Below are 18,829 nucleotides of genomic sequence, written 5' to 3'. Positions count from 1 at the left end.
CATCAATTGGGCTGATCTGCCACCGCCTCTGCCAGACTCGCACCAGCTTGCGAAGTCACCTCTGAGCACGGGAGATCCTCCATGGTCAAGCCCCGCCGCGCCGCCGTCGCGATCGGCGCCGCGCTGCTCAGTGCCATCCTGCTGCCAGGGGCCGCCCCCGCGATCGCGGGGGCGGCCCCTGGCTCCGCAGGGTCCGGCGGCTCCGGCGCGGTCGGGAACATCGGCTCCATCGACGCCTTCAACAGCGTCGACCCGTCGAGTCTGGCGGCCGGTGCCGGGGGCATCGGCTCCACAGGTTCGTCGGGCTCGTCCGTCACTTCGGGATCCGGCACACTGCCGACGCTGGGCACCGGCTCGCAGAACACCAACGCCACCCCGCCCATCGGTATGGAGCAGACGCCGATAACACAGTCTGAAGTGCGAGCGGGCACCTATGGCGACCCGCGGGTCAACAGCGGAGACCACCGCTTGGAGACGTGGACCGTGGCGTCAAAGTCGATGAACCGCATCTTCGCCATCGAGATTTGGCGTGCCAGGGATCCTGCGGCCCCGGCCCCGATGCTGTATCTGCTCGACGGCGTCGACTCCCCCGAGCCCAGCGGCTGGATGCTCCCGGGCAATGCCCATAACATCTTCGCCGACGACCAGGTCACGCTCGTGATGCCCACCGGCGCGGATGGCTCGCTGTTTGCGGACTGGGCCGAAGACGACCCAGTGCTGTCCCGCAACAAGTGGGAAACGTTCCTGACCGAGGAGTTGCCGCCGCTGCTCGAGGGCCGGATCCCGTTCAATGGCAAGCGCGGTGTGGCAGGACTGTCAATGGGCGCGGCCAGCGCGGTGGACCTCGCCGTCCGCCACCCGGACATGTACGAGTCCGTCGGCGCGATCAGCGGCTGCTACACGCCCACCGACGACATCGGCTTCCTGCTGACGAAGATCACGGTGGAGACCCGCGGCGGCAATGTCGCCAACCTGTGGGGTCCGCGCAACTCGCCAGCCTATGAAGACCACAACAGCGTGGCGAAGATCGGCGCGTTGCGCGGCAAGTCGCTGTTCTTCTCCGCCGCGTCCGGCATCCCCGACGGCGCCGAGTGGGACCGCAACAACCACGACATGCTGCGCTTCGTCCAGGGCGCGGCCATTGAGCAGGCCACACACGCGTGCACCGTCACGATGGACCGCAGCTTGACGGCCAAGGGCGTCGACGCCCAGGTCGTGTTCACCCCGTTCGGACTGCACAACTGGGACACGTTCGGCCCGCAGGTCGCGCCGATGCGAGCGCGCCTGCTGCCGGCGCTGACCAGCTGACGGGAGTCGGCTCTCCCGGCCCCTGGCAGAGCGCTAACTGCGGCGCTGCCGCGCGATCTCGGCGAGCACGACGCCCGCTGCCACGGAGGCGTTGAGCGACTCCATGTTGCCGGCCATCGGGATGCTCAGGATGTGATCGCAGTTCTCGCGGACCAGCCGAGACAGGCCCTTGCCCTCAGAGCCGACGACGACTGCCACCGCGTCGTGCGCCACGTCCAGGTCATCCAGAGTCATGTCGCCGCCGGCGTCCAGACCGATGACGATGACTCCGGAATCCTTCCAACCCTTGAGCGTTCGGGTCAGGTTGGTCGCCTTCGCCACCGGGACGCGAGCGGCCGCACCGGCGCTGGTGCGCCACGCCACGGCGGTGACGCTCGCGCTGCGGCGCTCCGGGATCAGCACGCCGTGCCCGCCGAACGCGGCGACGGAGCGGATCACCGCGCCGAGGTTGCGGGGGTCGGTGATGTTGTCCAGCGCGACGATCAGCGGCGGGCTGTACGCCTGCTTCGCCTCGGCCAGCATGTCCTCGGGGTGCGCGTACCGGAACGGCGGGATCTGCAGCGCGACGCCCTGGTGCAGGCCGTTCGAGGACATGCGGTCCAGGTCCGTGCGCGGCACCTCGAGGATCGAGATGCCGGCCTCTGCGGCCAGCTGGACGGACTCCGTCAGACGCTCGTCGTTCTCGGTGCCGACGGCCACGTACAGCGCGGTCGCGGGCACGCCGGAGCGCAGGCACTCGAGCACCGGGTTGCGGCCCAGGACGTTCTCGTACGGGCTCTCCTTGCGGCGGGTGTGCGATTCGCGGGCGCGCTGCGCGCCCTTCTCCACACGGTTCGCCCGCTTGGCGGCAGCGTGGTAGGTGCGCTCCTCGGCCGGCGGAGTCGCGCCACGGCCAGCGAGTCCGCGTCGCCCCTTGCCGCCGGATCCGACGACCTGCCCCTTCTTGCTACCGGAATTCCGGGTTGCCCCTCGTCGGGACGAATTGCCTGCCATCAGTTTCCACCTTCAGATGCTTTGAGGGACCATTCCGGCCCGTCGGGGGTATCCGTGATCTCGATACCCGCCTTGACAAGGCGATCGCGGACCTGGTCGGCGACCTCCCAATTCTTCTCGGAGCGTGCCTGGCCGCGGCGCTCGAGCTCCGCCTGGATCAGCACGTCCAACGCTGCCGTCGCGGCCTCCGAATCGCCGCCGACCGCCCAGTGCTCGTCGAGCGGGTCGACGCCGAGGATGCCCATCATCGCGCGCACCTGCGACGCCGCCGCATAGGCGCTGGCGGTATCGCCGGACTCCAGTGCCCGGTTGCCCTCGGTGACGACGCCGTGGATGACAGCCAATGCCGCCGGCACGCCCAGATCGTCATCCAGCGCCGCCGCGAACTGCGCGGGCCACTCACCGGGGGTGACGTCCCCCGCTCGATCGGTCACCCGGTTCACGAAGGACTCGATCTTGCGGTATCCGGCGGCGGCATCGCGCAGCGCGTTGTCGGAGTACTCGAGCATCGAACGGTAGTGGGCACTGCCCAGGTAGTAGCGCAACTCCTGGGGCCGAACCTGCTTGAGCACGTTCGGGATCGAGAGCACGTTGCCGAGCGACTTCGACATCTTCTCGCCGCCCATGGTGACCCAGCCGTTGTGCAGCCAGTACCGGGCGAAGCCGTCGCCAGCCCCGCGGCTCTGCGCCATCTCGTTCTCGTGGTGCGGGAAGACGAGGTCCATGCCGCCGCAGTGGATGTCGAACTCCGCGCCCAGGTAGGTCCGCGCCATGGCAGAGCACTCGAGGTGCCAGCCGGGCCGGCCGCGGCCCCACGGCGTGGGCCAGGACGGCTCACCGGGCTTCTCGGCCTTCCACAGTGTGAAGTCGCGCAGGTCGCGCTTGTGCCCGCCAGCGCTCTCGCCCTGGTGCACGTCGTCGAGCTTGTGCCCAGACAGGCGGCCGTACTCGGGGAAGCTCTGGACGTCGAAGTACACGTCCCCGCCCGCCGCGTAGGCCCGGCCGGTGTCGATGAGGCGCTCGATCAACTCCACCATCTGCGTGATGTGGCCAGTCGCGCGCGGCTCCACCGACGGCGGCAGCACGTTGAGCTTGTCGTAGGCGTCGGCGAAGGTCCGCTCGTAGGTGGCGGCCCATTCCCACCAGGGCCGGCCAGCCTCCGACGCCTTGTTGAGGATCTTGTCGTCGATGTCGGTGACGTTCCGGACGAAGTGGACGTCGCTGCCGTAGCCGGCCTCGAGCCAGCGCCGCAGCACGTCGAAGGCGACGCCGCTGCGCACATGGCCGATGTGCGGCGCCCCCTGCACCGTTGCCCCACATAGATAGATCGAAGCCAGGCCGGGGACCAGGGGCGTGAACTCACGCATGGACCGCGTCTCAGTGTCGAAAAGGTGCAGGGTCACAGGGGCATATCCTACTGGTTGGGGGTGGATACAGTGCTATCGGCCGACGGTGTCGGCTGACACTAGGCGATTGGCCAGGCCCTAGCGGGGCACGACCATCGCGGTCGCCACCGCGGCCAGGCCCTCGCCGCGGCCGGTCAGGCCCAGCCCGTCGGTGGTGGTCGCGGAGACCGACACCGGGGCGCCCAACACCTCCGAGAGCACCCGCTGCGCCTCCTCGCGGCGCGGCCCGATCTTGGGCTTATTGCCGATGACCTGCACGGCGGCGTTGCCCACCAGCAGCCCCTGTTCGCCCAGCAGCCTGCGTACCTCGGTGAGCAGCTTCGCGCCAGACGCGCCCGACCACTCCGGCCGGCCCGTGCCGAAGACCGTGCCGAGGTCGCCCAGGCCCGCGGCGGAGAGCAGCGCGTCGCACAGCGCGTGGGCGGCGACGTCCCCGTCGGAGTGCCCGGAGCAGCCGTCCGCGTCCTCGAAGAGCAGGCCGGCCACCCAGCATGGGCGGCCGCTCTCGACGGGGTGCACGTCCGTGCCGATACCGACTCTGCCGTACTGCATTAGTCCTCCATAGTCATGCGGCCAACAGCTATGCCAGCAACGCCTCGGCGAGGGCCAAGTCGATAGGGCGCGTGATCTTGAACGCCATCTCGTCGCCCGCGACCACGAACACCTGCTCGCCGATCAACTCCACCAAGGCCGCGTCGTCGGTGGCTCCGGACTCTCCGCGATACGCCCGCCGGAGCACTTCGGCGTCGAATCCCTGCGGCGTCTGCACTGCCCGCAGCGTGGCCCGGTCAGGGGTGCCCACGACCATGCCCGACGCGTCGACCGCCTTGACGGTGTCCACCACAGCCAGGCCAGGGATGACGGCCCGATGGCCGCTCCGCAGTTCCGCGACCACCCGTTGGATGAGGCCTGGCGGGGTCAGCGCCCGCGCGGCGTCGTGGACGAGCACGTAGTCGGCGTCGCCGGCAGCCTGCAGGCCGCACCGCACCGAGTCGGTGCGCTCCGCGCCGCCCACGACCACCTGAACCGTCGCGGGGAGCAGGGCCGCCGCCGCCGCGACGAGGTCCGCGGGCACGATCACCACCACCTGGTCCACGCAGCCCGCGGCCAGCAGCCCCTCGACCGCCCGCACCAGCATCGGCTTGCCCGCCAGCTCCACGAACGCCTTCGGCATGCCCGCCTCAAGGCGAATGCCACGCCCGGCGGCGGGAACCAGTGCGATCACTGTTCCGCCGGCAGTCGTGGCATTCGCTGTCAGCTTTTGCTCTTCCACACGCATTACGACGCGGTGGCCAGCACCTCGTCGAGAATAATGTCGGCCTTCTCGGTGTCGGTGCCCTCGGCGAGCGCGAGCTCGCCAACCAGAATCTGCCGCGCCTTTGCCAGCATGCGCTTCTCGCCGGCGGACAGTCCGCGATCCTGCTCACGCCGCCAGAGGTCACGCACCACCTCGGCGACCTTGTTCACGTCGCCAGAGGCCAGCTTCTCGAGGTTGGCCTTATAGCGACGAGACCAGTTCGTCGGCTCCTCAGTGTGCGGCGCGCGAAGCACGTCGAACACCTTGTTCAATCCCTCTTGGTCGACCACATCACGAACGCCCACGTACGCGGCGTTCGACGACGGCACTCGAACCGTCAAGTCCCCCTGCGCAATGCGGAGGACCAAGTATTCCTTGGCTTCCCCCTTGATCGTGCGCATCTCAATCGCCTCGATCAACGCAGCACCGTGATGGGGATAAACTACGGTATCTCCGACAACAAAATTCATCTGTCCGGTACCCCTTTCGATGTGCCCATCTTAACACGCCGCTGAGCTGCACCGTTTCCGTCCATGCAGGTCAGGCACCGTGAGGCGTCCAAGAGCGGCCAATTCGACGCTTTCGACGTGCCCCATACCAGCACCGACACCCTCCGAAAGCCCGTTCGGCGGGGGCGTTTTGGGCTTGTCCTGGCCGGCACTCAGGCCAACGCGGCTCTCGGCCGGACCGCGCCTCTCGCCGCAGCCCCGGCTCGCCAAATTCCGCGAACGCCTACCCGGGCTTTCACTCTGGGCAGGAGGCGCACTACTCTACGTAGGAGAAGTTCGGGGCACTTCCCTCGGCGGGGCACCTCAGGTGGGTACCATCCAGCCAGGAACCGAGCACTGCGCGGACTGCATTTCGCCCCGCCAGCGACCGGCTTAGTGCCTATTTATCAAACGCGAAATTGACCACGCGACACGTCCTGGAGGATCGCCCGTGACTGCCTCAACTGCGTCGAATACCCGCTCCGTTTCTGGAGCGCGACGTCTCATTGGCCGACGCGCCATCGTGGCCCTGGCCATCGGCGCAAGCGCAACGCTGGGCCTGTCCGCGTGCGGCGCCGGCCAGATCGCCCAGACCTCGTCGCAGGCCCCCGGAGTCACCGGTTCCGAGGGGATGAGCGCCAACGGGCTCATCAGTGTCCACGACGTGCAGCTGCTGTACCCGAGCCAGGAGGACGCGCTCGAGCAGAATCTCCTGCAGATCTCCTTCACCGCGGTCAACACCGATCCGGTGAACGCGGACACGCTAGAGAGCATCACCGTCAACGGGCACGAGCTGACGCTGGCCGACGGCGACTTCGCGGTCCGCCCCAAGGGCGCCATCGCGACGCCCGAGTTGGCCGCATTCAGCACCGCGGCCCGCGATCTCGCCGGGGAGCAGTCCAGCCCCGCCTCGACATCGACGCCCGCGGAGACCACCACCTCCGATGACGGTGACGCGACCGAGTCAACCACCAGCACCCCCGCGCCGACCACGAGCGCGGCGGCCACTTCCGCGGCGCCCGCCGCCGACTCCTCCCTCCCCTCCAGGGTGACGGTCAACGCCGTCGACAACGCCAAGGTGGGCGAGGTCGGCGAGAGCGTCACGGTGGTCTTCAAGTTCGCCAACGCCGGCGTCATCGAGATCCCGACGCCCCTCGCCGTCTGGCACGACGTCCCCCGTCGCGCGCCCGACACCACTGCGGCGACGCACGACTAGCCGCTCTGAGTCTCCGCGCTGACGCCATCACCGTTCTCGGTGGTGGCGTCAGCGCTTTCACGAGTTGTCGGAGGCACGTTCTAAGCTGCCGCTGTGGCTAAGCAAAAGAGTTCGTACCGGTGCACGGACTGCCGTCATGTCGCACCCAAGTGGGTGGGGCGCTGCCCGGACTGCGGTAGCTGGGGCTCGTTGGAGGAGACGGCTCCGCTGACCGCCGTCCCCGCGGGCAGATCCGGTGCCGGGCAGACCACGATGCTGCCCAGTACCCCCGCGGTGCCCATCACACAGGTCGACGCGAGCACCTCGCACTACCGGAGCACCGGCGTGGCGGAGTTCGACAGGGTGCTCGGGGGCGGCATCGTGCCGGGGTCCGTGGTGCTCTTGGCGGGCGAGCCTGGCGTCGGCAAGTCCACCCTGCTGCTCGAGGTCGTGCACAAGTGGGCCCGCCTCGACCAAGGCCCCGCCCTGTACATCACCGGCGAGGAGTCCGCGGGGCAGGTCCGCATGCGGGCGGAGCGCACGGGGGCCGTCCACGAGCAGGTGCTGCTCGCCGCAGAGTCCGACCTGCACACCATCATCGGCCATGTGGACCAGGTCCGCCCGAGCCTGCTCATTGTCGACTCCGTCCAGACCATGGTCGCCTCAGACGTCGACGGCGTCGTGGGCGGCGTGACGCAGGTGCGAGCGGTCACCAGCGCCCTGACGACGCTCGCCAAAACCCACGGCGTGGCCGTCCTGCTCGTCGGCCACGTGACCAAGGACGGTGCCGTCGCAGGCCCGCGCGCGCTGGAGCACCTCGTGGACGTGGTGCTGCACTTCGAGGGGGATAAACACTCGACTCTGCGCATGGTCCGCGGCATCAAGAACCGTTTCGGCGCTGCCGACGAAGTGGGGTGCTTCGAGTTGCGGGACAGCGGCATTGTCGGGATCAGCGACCCGTCAGGATTGTTCCTGCACCACCGGGACGCGAACGTGCCAGGCACCGCGGTGACGGTGACCATGGACGGCAAGCGGCCGCTCCTGGGCGAGGTGCAGGCGCTGGTCGCCACATCCAGCACCCCGTCCCCGCGCCGCGCGGTCAGCGGACTCGACTCCGCGCGAGTGTCGATGATCCTCGCTGTGCTCGAGAAGCGTTGCGGGCTAAAGCTTTCCGATAAGGATGTCTACGTCGCCACAGTCGGCGGGATGAAGGTCACGGAGCCCGCCGCGGACCTGGCCATCGCGATGGCCGTCGCGTCCGCGTTTATGGATCGGGCGCTGCCGGACGGGCTGGTGGTACTCGGCGAGGTTGGTTTGGCCGGCGAGTTGCGCCGGGTGGCGGGCGTCGACCGGCGGATCGCCGAGTCCTCCCGGCTGGGCTTCCACGCGGCGATGATTCCCATGGGCGCGGGCGCCCTCCCCACCGGCGTGCGCAGACTCGAGGCCGAGAACCTCGCACTGGCGTTGCGCTCGCTGACGGGGTGATGATCTCAGAGGCGCGAGGACAGCGCGGCAGTGTCCTTGAAGTGCTCCTCGGGGTCGATCGTCAAGAACAGCGCGCGGCTGGTGGCGACCACCAGGCCGCTGCCGTCCACGTACGCCTCGGCCGTGGTGTACAGCTTGCGGCCCACCATGCCGGCGATCCGGGCGCGGATCTCCAGCCGACTGCCCAGCAAGATCGGCCGCGCATAGTCGATCTCGAGGTGGGCCGTCACCACCGGCGTGTTGAGGTGGCTCGAGATGCTGCCCATCGCCTCATCGAACGCGGCGCTGAGCACGCCACCGTGGATGACGCCGGGGCCGCCCTCGAACTCCTCGGTCACATCGAACACCCCGGTGACGCCGAGGCCCTCCTCGAGGATGATCTTCGTGCCCATGCCGCCCTCGGCCTTGGGGCGGCAGCCGAAGCAGCCGCGCCAGTGCGCGTGGATCTCTTCGCCGAGCTTCGGAGCCCTCGGGTGCCTGTCCGGGAGCGTCGCTTCCGCGGGTACGGTCCATGTACTACTCATGAGTGAGTAATCTAATCGTGAAACATCCCCGATCAGCGGCCGCCCCATTAAGATGTGTGGCCGCTCACGGATCAGGGACCGAATAAGTTCGCCCGCGGCAGCTAACCACCCCACAAAGGCGGTTTGCCACGGTCTTCTGTCATGCGAGGGGATGGAGCCATGGAACACCAGAGCCGCACCACTGCGGGGCTCCGCGACACTATCGCCAGGTTGGCCCCCGGCACGTCGCTGCGGGACGGCCTCGAACGCATCCTGCGCGGCCGCACCGGCGCCTTGATCGTGCTCGGCTACGACGACCTGGTCGAGTCCATCTGCGACGGCGGCTTCGAGCTCGACGTCCGTTTCGCGCCCACTCGCATGCGCGAGTTGTCCAAGATGGACGGCGCCGTGGTGCTCTCCACCGACGGCAGCCGGATCCTGCGCGCCAATGTCCAACTAGTCCCCGATCCCAGTCTGCCCACCGAGGAATCCGGCACCCGCCACCGCGCCGCCGAGCGCACCGCGATCCAGACCGGCTATCCCGTGATCTCTGTCAGCCAGTCCATGAGCATCGTCAGCGTGTACATCGGCGGCCTGCGCCATGTCTTGGAGACCTCCAGCACCATCCTGTCCCGCGCCAACCAGGCTGTCGCCACCCTGGAGCGCTACCGGATCCGCCTCGACGAGGTGAACCGCCAGCTGTCGGTGAGCGAGATCGAAGATTTCGTCACACTGCGCGACGCGCTGACAGTGGTGCAGCGGCTGGAGATGGTCCGGCGGCTATCCCAGGAGATCGAGAAGAACGTCATCGAGTTGGGCACCGACGGCCGGCAGCTGGCCCTCCAGCTCGAAGAGTTGGTCGGCAACAAGGACACCGCCCGCGAGCTGCTGGTGCGCGACTACCTGCCCGGCGAGGTCCGTCCCGACAGCAAGGAGGTCCGCGCCACGCTGGAGGCCATCGACCAGCTTACGGACGCCGATCTCCTCGACCTGACGACGCTGGCCCGCACGTTCGGCTACCCCCCGACGATCGAGGCCCTCGACTCGCCGCTGGTGCCGCGCGGGTATCGGCTGCTCACCAGGATTCCCCGCCTGCAATACATCCAGGTGGACCGTCTCGTGGAGTCGTTCGGCACCCTTCAGGACCTGCTCGCCACCACCGCCGCGGACCTCTACTCGGTGGACGGCATCGGCGAGGTCTGGTCCCGGCACATCCGCGAGGGCCTCTCGCGGCTCGCGGAGGCCGGCATCGCGGAGCGGTTCGGCTAGTCGACTGGCTGGCGCCGTCAGCCGATGTTGAAGGTCTCCGGCGCGCTCGCCTTGCCCGCGCTGTAGGCGGTGACCGAATATGCGCCGGGGCCCACCGGCACTCGATCCGCGGAGCAGCCCTCGGTGGAGGTGGTCCCAGACCAGTCGATCTGGGTGCGCTCCTGCTTGCCGGGCTGCAGGGTGACGATCTTGCCTTCGCCGCCGGGGAAGCAGTCGGTGCTTGCCCACACACGGGTCTGGCCGTCGAGCGAGGTGACCACGTTGGGGGTCAGCTTGTCGCTGAGATCCCTGGTGCAGGGCGCGTTGCCGATATTGGTGATTGTCGTGAAGAACCGGGGCTGCTGCCCTGCGGTGTAATTCGGCTTCTCCGGGGCCACGGTGATGCCGATCGCGGAATCCGGGCACTGGCCCTGCGCGATGGCGGCCGCCTCAGCCTGCCGCGCCTGCTCCTCCTCGGCAGGATCGGCAGTAGTGGTCGCCGCAGCCGTGGATGAGGAGGTCGCCGTCGTGGACTTGTCGGTGACGGTCGCAGTCTCCGACGAACTGGTGCTCGCGGCGTTGTCCGCTGGCGCATCCGATCCGCCGCACTGCGTGGCCAGGAGCAAGATAACCACGATCAGGACGACAAGCGCCCCGCCGATTGCGACAGCACGCCTGCGCCTATAGGTAGTTTCGGGCAACGGGCCCTGAGGTTCCAACACAGGCCCCACGTTAGGCGAGCGCGCGCGGTCCGAGCTGGACCGCGCGCGGCGTGTCGCCCGTACTAGATTGCGGCTTCGCCCACATCGCCGATGACATCGCGTAGCTTCATGCAGCCGTCGGTCAAGGTGTAGGTGACGCCGACGATCGCGCACTCGCCCTTCTCGACCCTGTCCGAGATGATGCTCGAGCGCTGCATCAGGAGCTTGCCCGTCTCGATGACGTGCCGCCCCTCGAGCTCGTCGACTGTGGTGAGGCCCTCCTTGCGGCCGATCAGGACCGAGGGGATCACCCGCTCCACCACGCTGCGGATGAATCCGCCGGGCACGACGCCCTGGTCCAGCGCGTCGAGGGTGGCCGACAGCGCGCCGCAGCTGTCGTGGCCTAGCACGATCACCAGGGGGACGTCCAGGATCTCCACGGCGTACTCGATGGAGCCGAGCACGGAGCTGTCGATGACGTGCCCCGCGGTGCGGACCACGAACATGTCGCCCAGGCCCTGGTCGAAGGTGATCTCGGCCGCCACCCGCGAGTCGCCGCAGCCGAAGATCACCGCAGTGGGGTGCTGTTCGTTCACCAGCGAATTTCGTGTCGCGATGCTCTGCGACGGGTGGATGGACTCGCCGGAGACGAACCGGCGGTTACCCTCCTTGAGGGCGTGCCATGCGGTAGTGGGTGTTGAGTTAGGCATGCTTCGAGTATGGACCCGGTTCGCATCCGAATTTCCACCGGGAGGGGTTACGGCTTCCGCGCCAGAATAGTTACTGACCAGTAGGTATAGGAGTATCGACGTGGCGAGAGCCCCGCAGCACCCCGACTCCGAGGTGCTCATCTCGTGGTTTGCCGACCAGGGCCGCGATCTCCCGTGGCGGCTCCGCGGCACCCCTGCTTGGCACATCCTCATCAGCGAGGTGATGCTGCAGCAAACCCCTGTCGCCCGCGTGCTGCCGATCTGGCTCGACTGGACGCGGCGCTGGCCCACCCCCTCCGCGATGGCCGCCGCCAGCCCCGCCGAGGTTTTGCGCGCCTGGGGCAAGCTCGGCTATCCGCGCCGGGCGCTCAGGCTGCACGAGTGCGCCCGGGTGCTCGCCGAGCAGCACGGCGACGAGGTCCCGGCCGACGTGGACACGCTGCTGGGCCTGCCCGGCGTGGGCGCGTACACCGCCCGGGCGATCGCATGCTTCGCCTACGGCCAGCGGGTCCCCGTGGTCGATATCAACGTGCGCCGCGTCATCGCCCGCACCGTGCACGGCCAGGGCGATCCGGGGCCCGCCTCCACCACCCGCGACCTGGCCGATGTCGCCGCGGCGCTACCGGTGGGCCAACGTCGCGCGGCGCAGTACTCGGCCGCCCTGATGGAGCTGGGGGCTCTGGTCTGCACCGCCCGCAAGCCCGGCTGCGACCGCTGCCCGCTCCCCGAATGCGCTTGGCGCGCAGCAGGATTCCCCACCTACGATGGCCCGAAACGACCCACTCAGCGCTTCGAGGGGACTGATCGCCAGGCCCGCGGCCGGCTGCTGGATGTGCTGCGCGACGCCCCGGGCCCGGTCGACCGGACTCTGCTCGACCTCGCCTGGACCGTCGACCCCGGCCAACGCGACCGCGCCCTCGACTCGTTGTTGGTGGATGGGCTGATCGAGCAGACCGACACTGGCCTGTTCGCCCTGCCCGGGGAGTTGTCGCCGGGCTAATCAGCCGAGGACCTCCGATAGGAACGCCTCGACCGCGCCGCGGTACACCTCCGGCGCATCCGCCTGAACCAAGTGGCCCGCGCCGTCTACTCGGACATGGCGGGCCACACCCGACCTCGGCATCTCGGCCATGCGCTGGATCTGGCCGGCTGGGGCTAGGGAGAACTCCGCCTCGATCAGGAGCGCGGGGGCCGATACCGCCGCCCACTGCGCCCAATAGTCCCGGGTCCCCCAATGCTGCGCCACCTCGCGCCAATGCACGATCTCGCCGTGCAATCGCCACCCGGCATCGGTGCGATCGAACGAGTCCAGGAAATAGTTGCCCGCGACCTCCCCGAACATCCCCATCACCTGGCTCTTGTCCGTGAACTCCACCGGCCAACTGTCGAACCAGGCGTCCCAGGGCTGGGTCGTCTGGCCTTGGAAGTCCGGCGCCATGTCCTCGACGACGATCGCCGCCACCAGGTCCGGCCGGGCCGCTGCGAGGCACCACGCGTGCAGTCCCCCCATGGAGTGGCCGATGACGATGGCCGGACCACTCCCGATCGCCTCGAGCGCATCGGCCGCGTCGGCGACGAACCGCTCGGTCCGCATGTTCTGCGCGTCCGGGGCCTCGGTGACCTCGCGCCCTCGATGCCAGGCCGCGTCCAGCGTGAACACCCGCCCGTACTCGCGCAGCCAGTCCACGTGTGGAGCCCATGCCCGGCCACGCCCCATCAGCCCGTGCAGTAGCAGGATCGGCGGGCCAGAGCCGCCCCAATCGCTGACGCCCAGTCGGTCGAATTCCTGTGATCGGTTGTCCACGACTTCGCACGCTACGCCACCGTGGCCCGCGCCTTCCCTGACCTATCCGTTGGCAGCTACCGCACTAGTCCCCCGCGATAGGCGACCAACGCCAATTCAATCCGGTTCTGGGCGTTGACCTTCGCCATGATCGCCGAGATATGCGTTTTCACCGTGGTCACACCAAGAAATAGCGTTTCCGCGATCTCCTTGTTCGATCGCCCGCTCGCCAGTGTCACCAAGACCTGGCGCTCGCGATCGGTCAAGTCTGCCAGCTGATCCACATACCTGGCCCCGCCCTTATCTGGCACGATGCGCCCCCACATGCGGTGGTTCATCCACATATTTCCACCGGCCACGACTCGCACCGCCTCTTCAATCAGCTCTGGCGGATCTTGGCCGCACACAATGCCGTGCACTCGAGTGCCCGCCGCGCGGAGCCACTCGGCGCTGTCCGTGGGCAGTGCCACCGCGATGACCCGGACTTCCCCGCCGGCGACAGTTCGCGTGTGGGGGTAGTTCACCGCCTCTGCTGTCCGCATCAACACCACTTGCGGACCGTGCATACCGATGGCCAGCGCAAGCTCGGCCGCGCTGGTGACTACCCCGACGACGTCGATACCCTCTGAGTCCAAGAGCGCCGATGCCAGGCCCAATCCCCGATAATGGTCGTCGTCAAAGACCACCACGCCAACCATTGAATGCAGTTCGTCCACCCCTGCCATCTGCCGCTTCCACAAGTTTTCCTAACACATCCCCTCGTCGCCCAAAGTCGACTCTGACTACATGTTGCGGACCCTACGGGCAGGCTCTGACATTGATCCGGAGCGCGAGAACCAACCCCCCGATGCTGTTGAGACGGCCGGCCCGGCCGCCAATATCTCCACGCCGGTAGCCTCGGCCTCATGACTGTCGTGAAGATCAATGCCATCGAGATCCCCGCCGGCTCAGGCCCCGAACTCGAGCAGCGCTTTGCTGCCCGGGCCGGTGCCGTCGAAGGCTCGCCCGGGTTCATCCGCTTCCAACTCCTCCGCCCGGTCCAGGGCGAGGACCGCTACTTCGTGGTGACGGAGTGGGAGTCCGAGGAAGCGTTCCAGGGCTGGTCCGGCGGCCGCGCCCAGGCCGCCCACGCCGGCGAGCAGCGCAAGCCCGTCGCGACTGGAGCCGCGCTTCTCGAGTTCGAGGTTGTCCAAGAGGTCAGCGCCCGTTCCTGATCTCCGGCAGTACACCTGATCGCAAATACAAAGACGCGACGGTGCCGACCTCACGAGAGGTCGGCACCGTCGCGTCTTTGTTTGACTAAACCAGTGCGGCATCCAGCGTGATCTCCACGCCGGTCAGCGCCTTGCTCACCGGGCACATCTCCTTGGCCAACTGGGCAGCCTTCGCGAAGCCCTCCGCGTCCAGGCCCTCCACCTCACCGCGAAGCGTGAGCTTGATTCCAGTCAGCTTGAAGCCGGGGGTGTCAGGGCCCAGCGTGACGTCCGCGGTCACGTCTAGCGCGATCGGTGTGCCGCCAGCCTCGCCGATGATGGCGGACAGCTGCATCGCATAGCAGGCGGAATGCGCGGCGGCGATGAGCTCCTCCGGGCTGGTGGAGCCATTCGCGGTGTCTGCGGAGCGGGTCGGGAACGAGGTTGTGAACGTGCCCAGCCCCGAACTGGTCAACTCCACCTTGCCTGACCCCTCGGCGAAGGTTCCTGTCCAATCGGTGCGTGCGCTACGTGTAGGCATGAGCTGTCCTCTCGAAGTCTGACATCACTGAGCAAGCCTCATCCTTGTCTGTTTGCGCGCCAATGTCACTGCCTGGTCACGGTCCGCGCCGCGGATAGCCGAAAGTGCGGGCGGCCCCGAGGGGCCGCCCGCACTTTCGTTCTGGACTAACTCAATCGATCAACGCCGCGATCACTCAGCGGTGGGCTCCACCGTGGGCTCGGCCTTGGTGATCGAGACCATCGCCTCGGCCGGGGTGTCCGGCACCTCTGAGGGCCGAGGAGAGGACGCGAACGTGAACTTCGCCTTGTCGCCCTCGCCCTCGCCGTCCCAGTTCTCGACGTCGACCAGGACGATGTCGCCCGCGCTGACCTCGCCGAAGAGGATCTTCTCGGACAGCTGGTCCTCGATCTCGCGCTGGATCGTGCGACGCAGCGGCCGCGCGCCCAGCACCGGGTCGAAGCCGCGCTTGGCCAGCAGAGACTTCGCCTGCTCGGTCATCTCGAGCGCCATGTCCTTCTGCTTCAACTGCACCTCGAGGCGGCCGATCAGCAGGTCCACCATCTGGATGATCTGATCGCGCGTCAACTGGTGGAAGACCACGATGTCGTCGATGCGGTTGAGGAACTCCGGTTTGAAGTGCTTCTTCAGCTCGTCGTGCACCTTGAGCTTCATGCGCTCGTAGTTGTCGCCCTCACCGCTGCCGGAGGTGAAGCCGAGGCCCACCGCCTTCGAAATGTCGGCGGTGCCCAGGTTCGAGGTGAAGATCAGCACGGTGTTCTTGAAGTCGACCGTGCGGCCCTGGCCGTCGGTGAGACGACCTTCCTCGAGCACCTGCAGAAGCGTGTTGTAGATCTCCTGGTGCGCCTTCTCGATCTCATCGAAGAGCACCACGCTGAACGGCTTGCGGCGGACCTTCTCGGTGAGCTGGCCGCCCTCCTCGTAGCCGACGTAGCCGGGAGGGGCACCGAACAGGCGCGACGCGGTGAAGCGGTCGTGGAACTCGCCCATATCGATCTGGATCAGCGCGTCGTCGTCACCGAACAGGAAGTTCGCGAGCGCCTTCGACAGCTCCGTCTTACCCACACCGGACGGGCCGGCGAAGATGAACGAGCCCGAGGGACGCTTCGGGTCCTTGAGGCCCGCACGGGTGCGGCGGATCGCCTTGGACACCGTCGCGACGGCCTCGTTCTGGCCGATGATGCGCTTGTGGATCTCATCCTCCATGCGCAGCAGGCGGGTGGTCTCCTCCTCGGTGAGCTTGAACACGGGGATGCCGGTCCAGCTGCCGAGAACCCCTGCGATCTCCTCCTCGTCGACCTCCGCGACGACGTCGAGGTCTCCGGAACGCCACTGCTTCTCCCGCTCGGCGCGCTGCGCGATGAGCTGCTTCTCCTGATCGCGCAGGCTGGCGGCCTTCTCGAAGTCCTGCCCGTCGATCGCGGACTCCTTCTCACGACGCACATCGGCGATGCGGTCGTCGAATGCGCGCAGGTCTGGCGGCGCGGTCATCCGTCGGATTCGCATTCGGGCGCCCGCCTCGTCAATGAGGTCGATCGCCTTGTCCGGCAGGAAGCGGTCGTTGATGTAGCGATCCGCGAGGGTCGCCGCGGCAACGAGCGCGCCATCGGTGATCGACACGCGGTGGTGTGCCTCGTAGCGGTCGCGCAGGCCCTTGAGGATCTCAATGGTGTGCTCGACGGAGGGCTCGCCCACCTGCACCGGCTGGAAGCGGCGCTCGAGCGCGGCGTCCTTCTCGATGTACTTTCGGTACTCGTCGATCGTGGTCGCGCCAATGGTCTGCAGCTCGCCACGCGCCAGCTTGGGCTTGAGGATCGAGGCCGCGTCGATGGCGCCCTCGGCGGCGCCAGCGCCGACGAGGGTGTGCAACTCATCGATGAACAAGATGATGTCGCCGCGGGTGTTGATCTCCTTGAGGACCTTCTTCAGGCGCTCCTCGAAGTCGCCGCGGTAGCGGCTGCCGGCCACGAGCGAGCCCAGGTCCAGCGTGTAGAGCTGCTTGTCCTTGAGCGTCTCGGGCACATCACCGTTGACGATGGCCTGCGCCAGCCCCTCGGCGACGGCCGTCTTGCCGACGCCGGGCTCGCCGATCAGGACCGGGTTGTTCTTGGTGCGGCGGCTGAGCACCTGCATCACGCGCTCGATCTCTTTGGAGCGTCCGATGACGGGGTCGAGCTTGCCCTCGATGGCGGCCTGTGTGAGGTTGCGGCCGAACTGGTCCAGGACCAGGGAGGTCGATGGCGTGCCGCTGTCGCTGCTGCGGGTGCCGGCGGTGCCCGAGCCTTCTGACCCTTCTTTGCCTTGGTATCCAGACAGGAGCTGGATGACCTGCTGGCGGACCCGGTTCAGGTCGGCGCCGAGCTTGACCAGGACCTGCGCGGCGACGCCCTCGCCCTCGCGGATCAGGCCCAGGAGGATGTGCTCGGTGCCGATGTAGTTGTGGCCGAGTTGGAGCGCCTCGCGCAGCGAGAGCTCCAGGACCTTCTTCGCGCGCGGGGTGAAGGGGATGTGTCCGGACGGCGCCTGCTGGCCCTGCCCGATGATCTCCTCGACCTGGCTGCGCACTCCCTCTAGGGAGATGTCCAGGGACTCCAGAGCCTTCGCCGCAACGCCCTCACCCTCATGGATGAGGCCGAGCAGAATGTGCTCGGTGCCGATGTAGTTGTGGTTGAGCATCCGGGCTTCTTCTTGAGCCAGGACGACGACGCGCCGTGCGCGGTCGGTAAACCTCTCGAACATTGCTCTTCCTCACTCTTCGGCAGCTGGGTAAATGGCAGTTGCTTCAGTGGCAATGGCCTGGCGACCGCATGTCGACTTGTCCGACAACGGCTCCACCACCCCACAACACACTGTAGTGGCCTAGACCGCGCGCAGATGTCCCTCCTGCGCGCAACCGCTCCTTGATTGGGCACTGCTAGTACCAACGTCGCACGTCAGCGATTCATTACCACCAGCGGTACGCCACCAGCGAACAGCGCCATTCTGGCGTCCCAGACAGCTAATCCGTCGGCATTCAGCCGACGAAGGGCGGCACGAACACGCACGGGACGGGCTGCGCGTGGGCTGGGTCCAGCGTGTTCAGCACGATTTGCTGCGCCCGCACCGACGACCCGACTGCCACATGGTCGGAGAAATCCTGCTCGCAGGTGTCCTGGAGAACGATGTTCACGGCGTTCGGCGCCTCCACGTAGCCGGCGGTGTACGGCATCACCAGCTCGTCATAGCGGGTCATGACGTTCGTGTACTGCACGTTCGGCGCATAGGGGCCGCCGTCGGTGATCTCGTTCATGAAGTCCGAGCCCTTCGCCATCTGCAGGCAGGCCGGGCAGATCGGGTCCCACAAGGCCAGCGTCTGGTTCCGGATGCCGAGCTGGTCCATCACCTCGAGCGCGACGCCAGCGCCATAGGCCTCGTTGCCCCGCCACACCGGAGTGAGCGCGATGAGGTTGTCGACGTCGGTGGAACCGCCGAGGACCTTGACGTAATAGCCGGCCAGCAGGGTGCCGGTGGAGTGCGAGACGAGGTCCACCTGCTCGGCCCCCGTCGCCGCCAGCACTTGCTCGACGAAGACGGCGAGCTCGGCGGCGGCTCCTCGCATGTCCCCCACCGCGCCGATGACGTTCAGCGGGTATTCCGTCGCGTGCGGCAGCACCCCGACGGTGGGCGCGAACACGCAATAACCCTCGCGGACCAGCGCGCCCGACATTGGCACCCAGTTGATCTGGCGGTTGGCGGTGAGCCCGTGCACCAGGACCACAGGCTGCGGGTGCTCGGCCGAGGGCTTGCAGTCCCAGTCGTTGATGCCGGGCAGATTCCCACCGGGGTTGGCGGCCTCGGCCGCGTAGCCGGCATAAAACCCGCCGGGCACCGCCTCCGGCTCCGCGGCCGCGGGAACAGCCCCCGCCACCAGGGCGAACCCGGCGATGAGAATCGGTACTGTTGACCATAGTTTCCGCATTGCGCACCCACTTCTTCTAG

The 18,829-nt window shown here is 67.7% G+C and carries 19 protein-coding genes; 6 read left to right on the top strand and 13 right to left on the bottom strand.

What is annotated here, in order from left to right; all coding sequences use genetic code 11:
• The first annotated feature begins 81 nt into the window (after positions 1 to 81).
• Positions 82 to 1,308 carry an alpha/beta hydrolase gene (locus TBIF_RS23565; protein WP_024795145.1) on the top strand — a complete coding sequence of 409 codons (1,227 nt, stop codon included), beginning with the start codon at positions 82 to 84 and terminating at the stop codon, positions 1,306 to 1,308.
• A 33-nt stretch (positions 1,309 to 1,341) separates the two neighbouring features.
• Here TBIF_RS23565 and rlmB read toward each other — a convergent pair whose 3' ends face one another.
• From rlmB to TBIF_RS12535, 5 genes are all read right to left on the bottom strand, one after another.
• Positions 1,342 to 2,301 carry a 23S rRNA (guanosine(2251)-2'-O)-methyltransferase RlmB gene (rlmB, locus tag TBIF_RS12555; RefSeq protein WP_024795144.1) on the bottom strand — a complete coding sequence of 320 codons (960 nt, stop codon included), beginning with the start codon at positions 2,299 to 2,301 and terminating at the stop codon, positions 1,342 to 1,344.
• Positions 2,301 to 3,704, bottom strand: coding sequence for a cysteine--tRNA ligase (gene cysS / locus TBIF_RS12550; protein ID WP_024795143.1), 1,404 nt, complete (start codon positions 3,702 to 3,704; stop codon positions 2,301 to 2,303). The genes rlmB and cysS overlap by 1 nt, the downstream gene beginning before the upstream one ends.
• An 81-nt stretch (positions 3,705 to 3,785) precedes the next feature.
• A complete protein-coding gene (ispF, locus tag TBIF_RS12545; RefSeq protein ID WP_024795142.1) occupies positions 3,786 to 4,259 on the bottom strand; it encodes a 2-C-methyl-D-erythritol 2,4-cyclodiphosphate synthase in 474 nt (157 codons plus the stop codon).
• A gap of 28 nt (positions 4,260 to 4,287) precedes the next feature.
• The gene (ispD, locus tag TBIF_RS12540) at positions 4,288 to 4,986 is read right to left on the bottom strand and encodes a 2-C-methyl-D-erythritol 4-phosphate cytidylyltransferase (RefSeq protein ID WP_024795141.1); all 699 of its coding nucleotides are present in this window, start codon (positions 4,984 to 4,986) and stop codon (positions 4,288 to 4,290) included.
• The gene (locus TBIF_RS12535) at positions 4,986 to 5,474 is read right to left on the bottom strand and encodes a CarD family transcriptional regulator (protein ID WP_024795140.1); all 489 of its coding nucleotides are present in this window, start codon (positions 5,472 to 5,474) and stop codon (positions 4,986 to 4,988) included. The genes ispD and TBIF_RS12535 overlap by 1 nt, the downstream gene beginning before the upstream one ends.
• Before the next feature lie 469 nt (positions 5,475 to 5,943).
• Between TBIF_RS12535 and TBIF_RS12530 the strand changes: the two genes are divergently transcribed.
• A complete protein-coding gene (locus TBIF_RS12530) occupies positions 5,944 to 6,708 on the top strand; it encodes a hypothetical protein (protein ID WP_148302255.1) in 765 nt (254 codons plus the stop codon).
• A 93-nt stretch (positions 6,709 to 6,801) separates the two neighbouring features.
• Positions 6,802 to 8,172: a DNA repair protein RadA gene (gene radA, locus TBIF_RS12525; protein ID WP_024795138.1), complete on the top strand. Its 1,371-nt coding sequence runs from the start codon at positions 6,802 to 6,804 to the stop codon at positions 8,170 to 8,172.
• Between the two features lie 5 nt (positions 8,173 to 8,177).
• On the opposite strand, the gene TBIF_RS12520 is transcribed toward radA, so the two are convergent.
• On the bottom strand, positions 8,178 to 8,696 hold the full coding sequence (locus tag TBIF_RS12520; RefSeq protein WP_024795137.1) for a PaaI family thioesterase: 519 nt from the start codon (positions 8,694 to 8,696) through the stop codon (positions 8,178 to 8,180).
• Positions 8,697 to 8,855: 159 nt separating this feature from the next.
• Here TBIF_RS12520 and disA point away from each other — a divergent pair, with 159 nt between their 5' ends.
• Entirely contained in the window at positions 8,856 to 9,944 is a 1,089-nt protein-coding gene (gene disA, locus TBIF_RS12515; RefSeq protein WP_024795136.1) for a DNA integrity scanning diadenylate cyclase DisA, read from the top strand.
• Between the two features lie 17 nt (positions 9,945 to 9,961).
• Here disA and TBIF_RS12510 read toward each other — a convergent pair whose 3' ends face one another.
• Together TBIF_RS12510 and TBIF_RS12505 are read right to left on the bottom strand one after the other, a co-directional pair.
• Positions 9,962 to 10,558, bottom strand: coding sequence for a hypothetical protein (locus TBIF_RS12510; RefSeq protein ID WP_051461510.1), 597 nt, complete (start codon positions 10,556 to 10,558; stop codon positions 9,962 to 9,964).
• 149 nt (positions 10,559 to 10,707) lie between these two features.
• Positions 10,708 to 11,334, bottom strand: a complete 627-nt coding sequence (locus TBIF_RS12505; RefSeq protein WP_024795134.1) for a carbonic anhydrase — start codon at positions 11,332 to 11,334, stop codon at positions 10,708 to 10,710.
• 100 nt (positions 11,335 to 11,434) lie between these two features.
• Here TBIF_RS12505 and TBIF_RS12500 point away from each other — a divergent pair, with 100 nt between their 5' ends.
• Entirely contained in the window at positions 11,435 to 12,334 is a 900-nt protein-coding gene (locus tag TBIF_RS12500) for an HhH-GPD family protein (protein ID WP_148302254.1), read from the top strand.
• Here TBIF_RS12500 and TBIF_RS12495 read toward each other — a convergent pair whose 3' ends face one another.
• Both TBIF_RS12495 and TBIF_RS24495 read right to left on the bottom strand, forming a co-directional pair.
• A complete protein-coding gene (locus TBIF_RS12495) occupies positions 12,335 to 13,138 on the bottom strand; it encodes an alpha/beta fold hydrolase (RefSeq protein WP_024795132.1) in 804 nt (267 codons plus the stop codon).
• Positions 13,139 to 13,194: 56 nt separating this feature from the next.
• Entirely contained in the window at positions 13,195 to 13,842 is a 648-nt protein-coding gene (locus TBIF_RS24495; protein ID WP_024795131.1) for a response regulator transcription factor, read from the bottom strand.
• Positions 13,843 to 14,022: 180 nt separating this feature from the next.
• Between TBIF_RS24495 and TBIF_RS12485 the strand changes: the two genes are divergently transcribed.
• Positions 14,023 to 14,331, top strand: coding sequence for an antibiotic biosynthesis monooxygenase family protein (locus TBIF_RS12485; RefSeq protein WP_024795130.1), 309 nt, complete (start codon positions 14,023 to 14,025; stop codon positions 14,329 to 14,331).
• Positions 14,332 to 14,416: 85 nt separating this feature from the next.
• Here TBIF_RS12485 and TBIF_RS12480 read toward each other — a convergent pair whose 3' ends face one another.
• The 3 genes from TBIF_RS12480 to TBIF_RS12470 form a co-directional block, all read right to left on the bottom strand.
• Positions 14,417 to 14,851: an OsmC family peroxiredoxin gene (locus TBIF_RS12480; RefSeq protein WP_024795129.1), complete on the bottom strand. Its 435-nt coding sequence runs from the start codon at positions 14,849 to 14,851 to the stop codon at positions 14,417 to 14,419.
• A gap of 171 nt (positions 14,852 to 15,022) precedes the next feature.
• The gene (locus tag TBIF_RS12475) at positions 15,023 to 17,590 is read right to left on the bottom strand and encodes an ATP-dependent Clp protease ATP-binding subunit (RefSeq protein WP_024795128.1); all 2,568 of its coding nucleotides are present in this window, start codon (positions 17,588 to 17,590) and stop codon (positions 15,023 to 15,025) included.
• Between the two features lie 274 nt (positions 17,591 to 17,864).
• Positions 17,865 to 18,809: an esterase/lipase family protein gene (locus TBIF_RS12470; protein ID WP_024795127.1), complete on the bottom strand. Its 945-nt coding sequence runs from the start codon at positions 18,807 to 18,809 to the stop codon at positions 17,865 to 17,867.
• Positions 18,810 to 18,829 lie beyond the last annotated feature (20 nt).

It is taken from the genome of Tomitella biformata AHU 1821 (genome assembly GCF_000524475.1).
Classification (GTDB): domain Bacteria; phylum Actinomycetota; class Actinomycetes; order Mycobacteriales; family Mycobacteriaceae; genus Tomitella; species Tomitella biformata.
This window is presented reverse-complemented; position numbering and strand designations above follow the sequence as displayed.